Raw genomic sequence first — 13,232 nt, 5'->3', positions numbered from 1 at the left:
CCGGGAGGCAGCGCCGAGAGGCAGAGGCAAGAGACAGCGCCGAGAGACAGCGCCGAGAGGCGATCAGACCCCGGCCGCCCGGTGCGTGATCCGCCCGTCCAGGACCGTGAGCAGTACCGGGAGGTCCGGCAGGTCCGTCGCCGCCGTCGTCAGCGGGCTGTCCGCGAAGACCGTCAGATCGGCGCGGAAGCCGAGCGTGAGGCGGCCCGCCTCGTGCTCCTCGCCCGCCGCGTACGCCGGTGCCGTCGTCATGCCCCGCAGCGCTTCGAGCGCCGTCAGCGCCTGCTCGGGACCGTGCGGCGCCTGGCCGAGGTCGCGGCTCGGACGCCGGTGCCGGGCCCCGGCCATCACGCCGAGCGGCGGGAACGGGGCGATCGGCCAGTCGGAGCCGAGGACCACCGTGGCCCCGGCGTCCGCCAGGTCCCGGCAGCGCCACGCGCGCGAGGCGCGCTCCTCGCCGAGGCGGCGCGACCAGTTGTCGGTGTGGTCGGCGCGGGTGAAGTCGCAGCAGTGGGTGGGCTGCATGGAGGCGAGGACGCCGAGGTCCGCGAAGCGGCGCAGGGTGTCGTCGGGCACGGTCTCGATGTGCTCGACCCGGTGCCGCACCTCGCTCCCGCCGGACGTGCGCGCCTTCTCGACGGCGTCGAGGACGTGCCGGACGGCCGCGTCGCCGATGGCGTGCGTCGCGGTCGCGATTCCCGCCCGGTGCAGCTCCCCGACGATGTGGGTGTACGCGGCGGGGTCCGGCCAGAACGCGTGCGTGGACTCGCCGTGGCAGTCGGGCTGCTCCAGCCACGCGGTGCCGTTGTCGATGGTCCCGTCCATGAAGAGCTTCACGCCCGCGACCCGCCACAGGTCCCCGCCCGTGCCCTGCCCCGCGATGAGGGCCCTCACGGCGTCCGCGTCGGCGCCGGGCTGGCACCAGGGGGCCACGCGGAGCCGCAGCGCCAGCTCACCGGCCGCGTCGAGCTCCCCGTACAGCGCGAGGCTCTCGCCGTTGGCGTCCATGGCGTGACCGCCGGTGAGTCCGGCCGCCGCCATGGACCGGAGGGCCGCCGCGAGCCGCTCCCGGCTCTCCTCGGGCGTCGGACGCGGGGCGACCCGTTCGACCAGCTCGCAGGCGGCGTCCTCCTGGAGCAGTCCGGTCGGGCGCCCGGCGGCGTCGCAGACGACCTCGGCGGACGCCTGGTCGAAGGCGCGGGGCCCGTCGACCCCGGCGAGTTCGAGCGCCCGTCGGCTGGCGAGCGCCGAGTGGGCGTCGAAGAGCAGCAGGAAGGCCGGGATCCCGTCGAGAACGGCGTCGAAGGGGGCGATGCCGACGGGCCGGTCGCCGAAGACGTTCGGGTCGAGACCCCAGCCGAAGAGCCAGTCGCCCCGGCCGAGGATCCGGACCTCGCCGGCGAGGGCCTCGCGTACGTCGTCGAGGTTCGCGCAGTGCGACAGGTCGAGGCCGTGGGTCAGTTCGGCGCCGGACACCGGGTGGATGTGCCCGTCGACGAGACCGGGGGTGACGACGGCTCCCTTGAGGTCCACGACGGTGGTGGCGGGGCCCGCGAGCGCGCGGATCTCGCGGTCGTCGCCCAGGGCGGCGATCCGGCCGTCGTCGGAGACGGCGAGCGCGGTCTCCGGCAGGAACGCCCCCGTGCCGGGGTCGAGCAGACGGGCGGAGAGCAGGACGAGTCGGGTGCGCACGGTGGCTCCAGGGCTCCAGGAAGGGGACGGGGGAAGAGGCCCGCGGGGCCTCGGGGGAGAGGGACGGTCAGGCGGGCTCGGTGGGCTCGGCGGGGTCAGTGGGCTCAGCGGACTCGGCGGCCTCGGCAGGCTCGGCGGGGTCAGCGGGCGCCGGTACGTCGGTCAGCGCGCCGTGCGGCAGGCCGAGTTCGCGTTCCGCCGTGGTGAGGGCCATGCGGGTCACGGCCTCCGGACGGTTGGTCCGGTCGGTGTTGGCGTGGGCGCCGAGGCCGTCGAGCACCACCAGGATCTGGATGGCGGTGGCGCGCGGGTCGTCCGTACGGAACTCGCCCCGCTCGACGCCCTCGTGGATCAGCCGCTCAAGGCGGTCGTCGGAGGCGAGTTCCTGCTCGGCGACCCGGTCGCGCAGGACGGGCCGGTAGCGGCTGAGGTGCCGGGCGTTGATCCAGAGGCGGCTGATGTCGTCGTACGCCTCGCCCGCGGAGAGCGCGAAGTAGCGCGCGAGGTACTGCGTGGGGGTCCCGTGGGGGCGGTCCGCGGGCAGCAGGGCGTCGAGCTCGCCGGTGGCGGCCACGCTGAACGCCTCGCCGACCAGATCCTCCGCCGAGGGGAAGTAGTGGCTGATCAGACCGGGTCTTACGGCGAGCTCCTCGGCGATCCGCCGGAGGGTGACGCATTCGAGCCCCTCGGTGAGGGCCACGCGTGCGGCGGTTTCCACGATCTCCGCCCGCCGGGCTTCCGGGGTCTTCCGAATTCGCTTGCGCTGGACGCTTGACGACATACCCGGGATGCTATTGAGTGTGCGACCAATAAGCAACCAGGTGGGCACCACACGCTTCCGGAGGGCCGCATGGCTTCCACGATCCCCGACCCGCTCCCAGGCTCCACGGCCGCATCGGTCACCCCGTCGGCCACTGACCGGCCCGGCCGGATCGAGGCCCACGGCATCGATCACATCCCCGATTCCGAACGCCACGGACACCCCCGTGAGCTGTTCTCCGTGTGGGCCGCGGCGAACGTCAACTACCTCAGCCTCGTCGTCGGCGGCGCCCTCGTCCTGATGGGCCTGAGCCTCTGGCAGGCCGTCGCCGTGACCGTCGTCGGCAACCTCCTCTGGCTGTTCCCCGGCCTCCTCGCCGTCTCGGGACCGGCCGCCGGCGCGCCCAGCGAGGTGATCACCCGGGCCGTGTACGGCGTCGTCGGCAACCGTGTCAACAACGCGGTCGGCGGCTGGCTGGTCTCCGTCTGCTACTTCGCCCTCAACCTCGCCGCCGCGGCGACCGCCGCCTTCGCCCTCGTCGAGAAGGCGGGCATCACGGCCACCACCCCCGTCAAGGTGGCCGTCGTCGTGGTCATCGCCGCGCTCACACTGATCATCAGCGTCTACGGGCACGCCCTGATCATCAAGCTGTACCTGCCGATCACCCTGGTCCTCGCCGGGGCGTTCACCGTCGTCGCGTTCGCCGTCCTCCGGCACGCCGACTTCTCGTACGCCCCCGCCGAGCGGCTCGCCGGAGTCGACCTCTGGGCCCTGCTCCTGGCGGGTACCGCGATGATCGCCTCGGGACCCCTCTCGTACACGACGAGTGCCGACTTCTCCCGCTACCTGCCCCGCACGGCCTCGAAGAAGGCGATCATCGGCTGGACCGCGCTGGGCGCCTTCCTGCCCAGTGTCGTCGTCGGCTCGCTCGGCGTCTTCGCCGCCACCGCCGTCGACATGACCGACCCGCAGACCGCGCTCCAGGAGATCCTGCCGGGCTGGTTCGTCCCGGTCTTCCTGCTCGCCCTGGTCCTCGGCACCATCGCCATCAACGCCCTGACCGCGTACAGCGCCGGACTCGCGCTCCAGGCCGTCGGCTTCCGCATCCGCCGTTCCGTCAGCGTCCTCTTCGACGGGGCCGTCGCCGTCGCCCTGACCCTCTACGGGCTGCTCGTCTCCAACTTCCTGGACACCGTCAGCAACGCCCTCCAGATGATCGTCGTCCTGATCGGCCCCCTGATGGCGGTCTACGCCACCGACGTCCTCCTGCGACGCGCCCGTTACGACGGCCTCGCACTCTCGGACGAGACCCCCGGAAGCCCCTTCTGGTACGCCGCGGGCGTCAACCGGGCAGGTGCCCTCGCCCTCGTCGCCGGCGTCACCGCGGCGGCCCTCTGCGTCAACACCCTCTACACCAGCCCGATCGCCGCCGCCCTCGACGGCATCGACCTCTCCCTCCCCTCCGGCATGATCGTCTCCGCCGCCCTCTACGCCCTCCTCATGCGCAAGGACCGCACCCTGCTCGCCGCCCGGGCGGAGGCGTGAACGGCCCTCGCCGTACGACCCTCCGGATCGCGGGGGACACACCCCGGCGACGCGGCCAGGACCGGGGCCGGCAGGCCCGCGCCGCCATCACGCGCGCGTGGCGGGTGTACGAGGAGCTCTTCGCGACCGTCGCCGCCGGCAACGGCCGGACGCTCGACGTACCCGCACTCGCCCTCCGCACCGTCCACGCGACCCGGGCCTGGGCGCCGGAACTCGTCGAGGAGATGGAGGGGGTCGCCGAGGGCGCGGGAATGCCGTTCTGGACGATCGCCGCGCTCAACGCCCGCACCGAGATCCTCGCCGAGGCGGGCGCGCCCCGCACGGGCGAGTGCTCCACCCTCGTCCGCACGGGTCCCCGGACCACCGGCGGACAGTGCTGGGACTGGCACCGGGAACTCGCCGACGCCTGGCACCTCCAGACCGTCACCGGGGACGTCCGGGGCTTCGCCGGGATCACCGAACACGGCATCCTCGCGAAGATCGGCGTCAACGAGGCCGGGGTGGGCGTGCTCTTCAACATCCTCGGTCACGCGGACGACGCGGCGACCGGTGTCCCCGTCCATCTGGTGGCCCGTCAGGTGCTCGGCACGGCGGGGTCGTTCGCCGAGGCGGTCGGCATGCTGACCGGCGCACCCGTCTCGGCCTCCACGGTCATCACCGTGGTGACCGCGGACCGGGCCGCGTCCGTGGAACTCGCCCCGGCCGGCTCGGCCGTGGTCGCCCCGGACGACCGGGGCTGGCTGGTGCGCACCAACCACTTCCTCGCGCCGGCCCTCGTCGCCGGAGAACTGCGCGGCCGCCGGGAGCCGGAGACGTACGACCGCCACCGGCTGCTCACTGCACGGGCGGTCGAGCAGGACGGCGAGACACCCGATGCCGACGCGCTCGTCGGCCTGCTCACCGCCCACCGGGAAGACGGTGCCGAGGTGTGCTGTCACGCCCCGGCCGAAGGCCGCCTCGGCAGCCGGTGGGCGACCCTCGCCACCGTGGCGGTCGACCCCGCCGAGCGGCGCCTCCTGGTGCACGAAGGCGGTCCCTGCTCGGCGGGACGGGAGACCTGGATCCCGCTCACCGCGCCCCGGCGCTGACGACGGGGGCGGTGCGCCCTCCACCACCGCGGACCGGTGCCGCGCGGGGACCGTCAGTCCCGGCGTACCCCCGCCGCCTCGACCAGACCCCGCATCACCCGCAGGTCCTCGCCCATCTCCGGGTGCCACTGGACGCCGAGGGCCCAGGCCGGGGCGGCCAGCTCGACCGCCTCCACCGTGCCGTCCTCCGTGTGGGCGGAGACCGCGAGCCCCGTGCCCAGCCGGTCCACGGCCTGGTGGTGGTAGGTCGGGACCTCGGTGAGCTCGGGCACCAGGGAGGCGTACCGGCTTCCCGGCACCGGCTTCACCGCATGCCGGCCGATCACCCCGACCGCCTCGACGTGCCCGTCCAGGTGCTGGACCAGCGTCCCGCCCAAGGCCACGTTCAGGAGCTGCATGCCCCGGCAGATGCCGAGCAACGGGGTCCCGGAGGCCAGGGCCGCGTCGATCAGGGCCAGCTCCCACGCGTCGCGTTCCCGGGCCGGCGGGCCGGTCCGGTCGTCACGCTCGGCCCCGTACCGTACGGGCTCCACGTCCGCACCGCCCGCGATCACCAGTCCGTCGAGCCGGGCCACGACCGCCGCGGCGGCCTCCGGCGCGTCGGGCGGCAGCATCACCGCCATCCCCCCGCTCTCCTGGACGAGCCGCGGGTACGGCGCGGGGAGCAGCGCGGCCCGCATGTCCCACACGCCCCAGCGGGCCTGGTCCAGATAGGTGGTCACGCCGATGAGCGGCTTGGACACGGAACGTCCTCCGGGAGAGCGGGGTGTGCAGGAGCGGGGCTGTGGGGGAGTGGGCGGGTACGGGCGGTCAGTCGCGTTCGAGTTCGGCCTCGGCGGCCGCGAGTGCCGCGAACTCCTCCTCGGGCGCCCTGGCCACCAGATGATGTCGACTGTAGAACGCGAAGTAGGCGAGGGCGATCGCGTACACCCCGAGTGCCATGAAGGCCGCCGTCCGGTCCACCAGGAAGGTCGCGACCAGGGCCGACAGGGCGAGGACGAACGCCACCGACGAGGTCACGACGCCGCCGGGCGTGCGGTACGGCCGGTGCAGGCCCGGCTCACGGCGCCGCAGCACGATGTGGGAGAGCGCCATCAGGGCGTACGAGATGGTGGCGCCGAACACGGCGATGTTCAGCATCCGGGCCCCGTCCCCGGTCCCCGCGGCGAGTGCGAAGCCGATCGCACCCGGGATGAGCAGCCCCAGGTACGGCGACTTGCGGCGGCTGGTGAGGGAGAGGAAGCGGGGCAGGTAGCCCGCGCGGGAGAGGGCGAAGAGCTGGCGCGAGCCCGCGTAGATGAGGGAGAAGAAGGACGCGACCAGGCCGGCGAGACCCGCGTAGTTCACGAACCGGCTGAGCGCCGTCGGGTCCCCGTCGCCCTGGAGCGCCACGACCAGTGGGTTGCCCGCCTCCTGGACGGCGGCCGAGCCGCGCGCCCCGGTCGCGGCGAAGAAGGTCATCACGGCGAGCAGCACCAGGATGCCCATGGAGATCGCGAGGGCCCTCGGCATCGAGCGCACCGGGTCCTTCGCCTCCTCGGCGGCGAGTGGCACGCCCTCGACGCCCAGGAAGAACCACATGCCGAAGGGGAACGCGGCCCAGATCCCGAGCAGACCGAACGGCAGCCAGGAGTTGGCACCGAAGGCCTCGCCGTCGACGGGGATGTCGTTCAGTCCGTCGACGTGGAAGTCGGTGAAGGCGCCGAGCGCGAAGATGACGAGCGCGGCGACCGCGATCGCCGTCACGATCAGGCTGAAGCGCAGGGCCTCGCCCACGCCCCAGAGGTGGATCCCGATGAAGAGCGCGAAGCAGACCAGGTAGACGGGCCAGCCGGAGGTCAGGCCGAAGAGGCCGAGGGACTCGACGTAGTCACCGATGAAGATCGAGATCGCGGCGGGCGCCAGGATGTACTCGATGAGGATCGCGGTGCCGGTGAGGAACCCGCCCCAGGTGCCGAGCGCCCGGCGGGCGAAGCCGTAGCCGCCGCCCGCGGTGGGCAGGATGGCGGAGAGTTCGGCGAGGGCGAAGACCAGACAGGCGTACATCGCGCCCATCAGGACGGTGGCGACGGCGAGTCCGCCGAAGCCGCCCTTGGAGAGGCCGATGTTCCAGCCGGAGAAGTCCCCGGAGACGACGTAGGCGACGCCGAGCCCGGTGAGCAGCAGCCACCCGGCGCTGCCGCGGCGCAGGGCGCGGCGCTCCAGATAGTCGTCCTGCGGTGGGGTGGTGCTCCCGGTGGTTTCTTCGAGCGTCATGGCAGCGTCAGCTCCCCGCAAACGGGCCCAATGGATTGGAGCCATACCTTTGCGGTGCCGAGGGGAGAGCGCAACCCCCGTGCGTTACTTTCGGGTTACGTACCCGGGGACGCCCGCCTCATGTCAAGAACCCGCGCAGCAGTGCCGCCGTCCCCGAGCAGTGCTCCCGCATCACCTCGCGCGCCGCGTCCGCGTCCCCGTCGAGGACCGCCTCCACCAGTGCGGTGTGCTGGTGCTGGGAGTGCTCCAGGTTGCGGACGAGCAGGGGGATGCAGTCGAGCAGGTCGTTCACGGTCGCCCGGACGGCGGCGTACTGGGCGGTGAGCGTCGGCGAACCGGAGAGCTCGGCCAGCGTCAGGTGGAGCAGGGTGTCCTGGCGGCGGTAATCGGCCAGCGGGGCGTCATGGGTCGCCGCCACGGCCGTCCGCAGCCGCTCGGCGCCCGCCGCGTCGAGGCCGTGCGCCGCGCAGAGCCCGGCGGCCCCCACCTCCAGCACCTCACGGAAGCGCAGGGTGTCCTCCATGTCGACGGTGGCGATCCGGCGGCGCAGCTCGTCCTCGTCGGCGGTCTGGACGCGGGGCAGCACGAACGTGCCGCCGTAGCGGCCGCGCCGGCTCTCCACGAGCCCCTGCTCCTGGAGGACCTTCAGGACCTCGCGCAGGGTGACCCGGCTGATCCCCATCCGGTCGGCCAGCTCCCGCTCGGCGGGCAGCCGCTCCCCGTCGGGCACGAGTCCGAGCCTCACCACCTGGAGGATCTGCTCCAGGGCCTCCTCGAAGCCGTTGCCCGCCCGGACCGGCCGCAGCACGGGCGTCAGCCGGTCCGCCGATTCACTCGTACTGGCCACGTTCTCGATTCCCCTTCGTCAGCACTTCCCAAGCAATGGTCTTCCGCAATACCTTATGGCTTCCGGCAGGCCGAAGGAGGAGCAATCCCGTGGCAGACCGCAAACCCCCGCTCACCGTCGAGGAGCTCCGTGCCCTCGTCGCGAGCGGCGAGATCGACACCGTCGTCCTGGCCTTCCCCGACATGCAGGGACGGCTCCAGGGCAAGCGGTTCGCCGCCCCGTTCTTCCTGGACGAGGTACTCGGCCACGGCACCGAGGGCTGCAACTATCTTCTGGCCGTCGACACCGAGATGAACACCGTCGACGGCTACGAGATGTCCTCCTGGGACCGCGGCTACGGCGACTTCGCGATGCACCCCGACCTCACCACCCTCCGCCGCCTCCCCTGGAACGAGGCCACCGCCATGGTGACGGCGGACCTCGCCTGGGGCGACGGCACCCCCGTCGTCGCGGCGCCCCGCCAGATTCTCCGGCGCCAGCTGGAGCGTCTCGCGGAGCACGGCTTCACCGCCCACGTCGGCACCGAACTCGAGTTCATCGTCTTCCAGGACAGCTACGAGCAGGCCTGGGACGCGAACTACCGCGGCCTCACCCCCGCCAACCAGTACAACATCGACTACTCCGTCCTCGGCACCGGACGCATCGAACCCCTTCTGCGCCGCATCCGCAACGAGATGACCGGCGCCGGACTCACCGTCGAGTCCGCCAAGGGCGAGTGCAACCCCGGACAGCACGAGATCGCCTTCAAATACGACGAGGCCCTCGCCACCTGCGACGGGCACGCCGTCTACAAGACGGGCGCCAAGGAGATCGCCGCCCAGGAGGGCTACTCGCTCACCTTCATGGCGAAGTACAACGAGCGCGAGGGCAACTCCTGCCACATCCACCTCTCCCTCCAGAACGCCGAGGGGACGAACGTGATGGCCGGGGACGACGCCCACGGCATGTCCGCGACCATGCGGCACTTCCTCGCCGGACAGCTCGCCGCCCTCCGCGACTTCTCCCTCCTCTACGCCCCCAACATCAACTCCTACAAGCGGTTCCAGCCCGGCTCCTTCGCGCCCACCGCCGTCGCCTGGGGCCACGACAACCGCACCTGCTCGCTCCGGGTCGTCGGCCACGGCCGCTCCACCCGCTTCGAGAACCGCCTCCCCGGCGGCGACGTCAACCCGTACCTCGCCGTCGCCGGCCTGGTCGCCGCCGGTCTGTACGGCATCGAGCAGAAGCTCGAACTCCCCGAGCCCTGCACCGGGAACGCCTACACCGCCGAGTACGCGCACGTGCCCACCACCCTGCGCGAGGCCGCCGAACTCTGGGAGACCAGCGAGATCGCCAAGGCCGCCTTCGGGGACGAGGTCGTCGCCCACTACCGCAACATGGCCCGGGTCGAACTCGACGCCTTCGACGCGGCCGTGACCGACTGGGAACTGCGCCGCTCCTTCGAACGCCTCTGATCCGGACCTCCCCCGCGTACGCCTCTGAGAGGACTGAGTTGCTCCAGGTACTGAACCCGGCGACCGAGGAGCCGGTCGCCACCGTCCCCGCCGCCACCCCCGCCGACGTGGACGCCGCCGTCGCCCGGGCCGCCGCCGCCCAGCGCGGCTGGGCCGCCGCGGCGCCCGCCGACCGGGCCCGGCTGCTCCGCCGCTTCGCCGCCGTCGTCGACGAGCACGTCGAGGAACTGGCCCGGCTCGAAGTGACCGAGGCCGGCCACACCATCGGCAACGCCCGCTGGGAGGCAGGAAACGTCCGCGACCTCCTCGACTTCGCGGCCGGGGGAGTGGAACGCCTCAACGGACGGCAGATCCCGGTGGCCGGCGGCCTGGACATCACGATCCTCGAACCGCTCGGGGTCGTCGGCGTCATCGCCCCCTGGAACTTCCCCATGCCGATCGCCGCCTGGGCCACCGCACCCGCCCTCGCCGCCGGCAACGCCGTCCTCCTCAAGCCCGCCGAGACCACCCCGCTCACCGCGCTCCGGCTCGCCGAACTCGCCCTGGAGGCGGGCCTGCCCGAAGGCCTCTTCCAGGTCCTCCCCGGCACCGGCCCGGTCGCCGGAAACGCCCTCGTCGAACACCCAGGCATCGCCAAGATCGTCTTCACCGGCTCCACCAGGGTCGGAAAGTCGATCATGGCGAAGTGCGCCGACCAGGTGAAGCGGGTCACCCTCGAACTCGGCGGCAAGAGCCCCAACATCGTCTTCGCCGACGCGGACATCGAGGCGGCCGCCGCCGCGGCGCCGATGGCCTTCCTCGACAACAGCGGCCAGGACTGCTGCGCCCGCACCCGCATCCTCGTCCAGCGGAGCGCGTACGACCGCTTCATGGAGCTCCTCACCCCCGCGATCGAGGAGATCGTCGTCGGCGACCCCGCCGACGAGCGCACCCAGATGGGCCCGCTCATCTCCCGCGCCCAACTCGACCGGGTCCGCTCCTACGTCACCGCCGACCTCCCCGGCATCCGGGGCAAGGCCCCCGAGGGCCCCGGCTTCTGGTTCCCGCCGACCGTCCTCACCGGCGTGGCCGAGGACGCCCCCTGCTCCGTCGAGGAGATCTTCGGACCCGTCGCCGTCGTCCTCCCCTTCGAGGACGAGGCCGACGCGATCCGCCTCGCCAACGCCACCGAGTACGGCCTGTCCGGCTCCATCTGGACCCGGGACGTCGGCCGCGCCCTGCGCGCCTCCCGCGCCGTCCGGGCCGGCAACCTCTCCGTCAACTCCCACTCCAGCGTCCGCTACTGGACCCCGTTCGGCGGCTACCAGCAGTCCGGCCTCGGCCGCGAACTCGGCCCCGACGCCCTGACCGCCTTCACCGAAACCAAGAACGTCTTCATCAGCACGGAGGCCTGAGCACCCATGACCAGCACCGAAGAGAACGTCTGCCGCCGCCTGGTCGGCCGTACCGCCGTCATCACCGGAGCCGGCAGCGGAATCGGCCTCGCCACCGCCCGCCGCTTCGCCTCCGAGGGCGCCCACGTCGTCTGCGGCGACATCGACGAGGTGGCCGGCAAGGCCGCCGCCGAGGAGGTCGGCGGAACCTTCGTCAAGGTCGACGTCACCGACCCCGAGCAGGTCGAGGCGCTCTTCAAGACCGCCTTCGACACCTACGGCTCCGTCGACATCGCCTTCAACAACGCCGGCATCTCGCCCCCCGAGGACGACTCCATCCTGGAGACCGGCCTGGAGGCCTGGAAGCGCGTCCAGGACGTCAACCTCACCTCCGTCTACCTGTGCTGCAAGGCCGCCCTGCCGTACATGCGCCGCCAGGGCAAGGGCTCCATCATCAACACCGCGTCCTTCGTCGCGATCATGGGCGCGGCCACCAGCCAGATCTCGTACACCGCCTCCAAGGGCGGCGTGCTCGCGATGTCCCGCGAGCTGGGCGTCCAGTTCGCCCGCGAGGGCATCCGCGTCAACGCCCTCTGCCCCGGGCCCGTCAACACCCCGCTCCTCCAGGAACTGTTCGCCAAGGACCCCGAGCGGGCCGCGCGCCGCCTCGTCCACATCCCCGTCGGCCGCTTCGCCGAGCCCGAGGAGATCGCGGCCGCGGTCGCCTTCCTCGCGAGCGACGACTCCTCCTTCGTCAACGCCAGCGACTTCCTGGTCGACGGAGGCATCGCGGGCGCGTACGTGACCCCGCTCTAGACCGCCGCCACACCCCCCACACCCCCCCCACATCCCCACCCGGCAGCCGGGCGTCGCAAGGCGCCCGGCTGTTCGGCGTCCGCAGCAGCCCCCGACAGGAGAGTGATCATGAACCAGCGTGCCCGGCTCCGTACATCCGCCGTCACCGCCGCCCTCGCCCTCGCCGCGACGAGCCTCGTCTCCGCCACCACCGCCGAGGCCGAGCCCCGGGAGCACCGCACGCCTCGCCCCTGCCCCACCCTGAAGATCTCCGAGGGCTGGTACGGCGACAACAAGGCCCGCATCGACGCCCTCGTGGCCGACCACTGCCGGGACAAGAGGAGGAAGCCCGTCGCGGTCTTCGACTGGGACAACACCGTCATCAAGAACGACGTCGGAGACGCCACCTTCTACTGGCTCCTCCGCAACGACCGCATGCGCCCGCCCCGGCACGGCGACTGGTCCACCACCAGTCGCCACCTCACCCCCGCGGCCGCCACCGCCCTCGGCGAGGCCTGTCCCACCGGCGGCCGCACCCTCCCCACGTCCACCGACACCCGCTGCGCCGACGAGCTCCTCTCGGTCTACGGCTCGGGCACCACGACCGGAGGCGCGACCGCCTTCGGCGGCTTCGATCACCGCCGCATGGAACCCCAGTACGCCTGGCTCGCCCAGCTCCTGCACGGCTGGACCACCCGCCAGGTCGAGTCGTTCGCCGCGGCCGCCCGCGCCGAGAACCTGGCGGCCCCGCAGGGCGCCACCCAGCGCGTCGGCACCGCCCAGGTCACCGGCTGGGTCCGCTACTACCCACAGCAGCGCGACCTGATCCGTACCCTCCAGGACGCCGGCTTCGACGTCTGGATCGTCTCCGCCTCGCCCGAACCCGTCGTCGACGTCTGGGCGAAGGGCGTCGGCGTCGCGCCCTCCCACGCCCTCGGCATCCGGAACACCACCGACCACGGCCGGCTCACCGCCCACCTCAAGGGCTGTGGGACGGTACGGGACGGCGAAGACACGACGATCACCTACATCGACGGCAAGCGCTGCTGGATCAACCAGGAGATCTTCGGCGTCCGCGGCCCCGCCGCCGAGCGCGTACAGCCCGCCTCCCGGCGCCAGGTGTTCGCCGCGGGCGACTCCGACACCGACATCTCGTTCCTGCGGGACGCCACCGGCCTGCGTCTGGTCCTCAACCGCAACAAGAACGAACTCATGTGCCGGGCGTACGAGAACGGCGACGGCCGCTGGATCGTCAACCCCATGTTCATCGAGCCGAAGCAGCGGAAAGCCACCCCGTACCCCTGCGCCACCACCGGCTACACGGCGGGCGACGGCACGGCGGAGCCCGTCCGGCGGTCCGACGGAAGCGTGATCCCGGACCAGCGGGACAAGGTCTTCCCGTCGGCCGAGGTCCTCTGAACG

Annotated in this window: 11 protein-coding genes; 6 read left to right on the top strand and 5 right to left on the bottom strand. The window is 72.5% G+C overall.

From position 1 onward, the window contains the following. Positions 1–63 precede the first annotated feature (63 nt). Together OG514_RS01265 and OG514_RS01260 are read right to left on the bottom strand one after the other, a co-directional pair. Positions 64–1,692 (bottom strand): amidohydrolase, encoded by a 1,629-nt coding sequence (locus OG514_RS01265; RefSeq protein WP_266889911.1) that lies wholly within the window; start codon positions 1,690–1,692, stop codon positions 64–66. A 67-nt stretch (positions 1,693–1,759) separates the two neighbouring features. Then, on the bottom strand, positions 1,760–2,473 hold the full coding sequence (locus tag OG514_RS01260; RefSeq protein WP_266889909.1) for a TetR/AcrR family transcriptional regulator: 714 nt from the start codon (positions 2,471–2,473) through the stop codon (positions 1,760–1,762). Positions 2,474–2,542: 69 nt separating this feature from the next. Here OG514_RS01260 and OG514_RS01255 point away from each other — a divergent pair, with 69 nt between their 5' ends. Together OG514_RS01255 and OG514_RS01250 are read left to right on the top strand one after the other, a co-directional pair. Continuing rightward, positions 2,543–3,997: a cytosine permease gene (locus tag OG514_RS01255; protein WP_266889907.1), complete on the top strand. Its 1,455-nt coding sequence runs from the start codon at positions 2,543–2,545 to the stop codon at positions 3,995–3,997. Beyond that, positions 3,994–5,085: a C45 family peptidase gene (locus OG514_RS01250; RefSeq protein ID WP_266889905.1), complete on the top strand. Its 1,092-nt coding sequence runs from the start codon at positions 3,994–3,996 to the stop codon at positions 5,083–5,085. Before OG514_RS01255 ends, OG514_RS01250 begins: the two co-directional genes overlap by 4 nt. 53 nt (positions 5,086–5,138) lie before the next feature. Here the strand turns inward: OG514_RS01250 and OG514_RS01245 are convergent, their stop codons facing one another. From OG514_RS01245 to OG514_RS01235, 3 genes are all read right to left on the bottom strand, one after another. Beyond that, positions 5,139–5,828, bottom strand: a complete 690-nt coding sequence (locus tag OG514_RS01245) for a gamma-glutamyl-gamma-aminobutyrate hydrolase family protein (protein ID WP_266889903.1) — start codon at positions 5,826–5,828, stop codon at positions 5,139–5,141. 67 nt (positions 5,829–5,895) lie between these two features. Further along, entirely contained in the window at positions 5,896–7,341 is a 1,446-nt protein-coding gene (gene eat, locus OG514_RS01240) for an ethanolamine permease (RefSeq protein WP_266889901.1), read from the bottom strand. Between the two features lie 118 nt (positions 7,342–7,459). After that, entirely contained in the window at positions 7,460–8,188 is a 729-nt protein-coding gene (locus OG514_RS01235; protein WP_266889899.1) for a FadR/GntR family transcriptional regulator, read from the bottom strand. An 89-nt stretch (positions 8,189–8,277) separates the two neighbouring features. Between OG514_RS01235 and OG514_RS01230 the strand changes: the two genes are divergently transcribed. The 4 genes from OG514_RS01230 (at position 8,278) to OG514_RS01215 (ending at position 13,229) form a co-directional block, all read left to right on the top strand. Further along, positions 8,278–9,642, top strand: coding sequence for a glutamine synthetase family protein (locus OG514_RS01230; RefSeq protein WP_266889897.1), 1,365 nt, complete (start codon positions 8,278–8,280; stop codon positions 9,640–9,642). Between the two features lie 38 nt (positions 9,643–9,680). Further along, the gene (locus OG514_RS01225; RefSeq protein WP_266889895.1) at positions 9,681–11,036 is read left to right on the top strand and encodes an aldehyde dehydrogenase; all 1,356 of its coding nucleotides are present in this window, start codon (positions 9,681–9,683) and stop codon (positions 11,034–11,036) included. A gap of 6 nt (positions 11,037–11,042) precedes the next feature. Continuing rightward, on the top strand, positions 11,043–11,831 hold the full coding sequence (locus OG514_RS01220; protein ID WP_266889893.1) for a 3-oxoacyl-ACP reductase: 789 nt from the start codon (positions 11,043–11,045) through the stop codon (positions 11,829–11,831). 108 nt (positions 11,832–11,939) lie between these two features. Next, a complete protein-coding gene (locus OG514_RS01215) occupies positions 11,940–13,229 on the top strand; it encodes a haloacid dehalogenase-like hydrolase (RefSeq protein ID WP_266889891.1) in 1,290 nt (429 codons plus the stop codon). Positions 13,230–13,232: the final 3 nt, after the last annotated feature.

The organism is Streptomyces sp. NBC_00572 (genome assembly GCF_026341815.1).
Classification (GTDB): domain Bacteria; phylum Actinomycetota; class Actinomycetes; order Streptomycetales; family Streptomycetaceae; genus Streptomyces.
Note: the sequence above shows the minus strand (reverse complement) of the source record. Positions and strands in the feature narration are given on the sequence as shown.

Excerpts from the sequence above, each read along its gene's own strand:
- OG514_RS01260 (WP_266889909.1), bottom strand. The coding sequence starts at position 2,473 with ATGTCGTCAAGCGTCCAGCGCAAGCGAATTCGGAAGACCCCGGAAGCC.
- OG514_RS01255 (WP_266889907.1), top strand. The coding sequence starts at position 2,543 with ATGGCTTCCACGATCCCCGACCCGCTCCCAGGCTCCACGGCCGCATCG.
- eat (WP_266889901.1), bottom strand. The coding sequence starts at position 7,341 with ATGACGCTCGAAGAAACCACCGGGAGCACCACCCCACCGCAGGACGAC.
- OG514_RS01220 (WP_266889893.1), top strand. The coding sequence starts at position 11,043 with ATGACCAGCACCGAAGAGAACGTCTGCCGCCGCCTGGTCGGCCGTACC.
- OG514_RS01215 (WP_266889891.1), top strand. The coding sequence starts at position 11,940 with ATGAACCAGCGTGCCCGGCTCCGTACATCCGCCGTCACCGCCGCCCTC.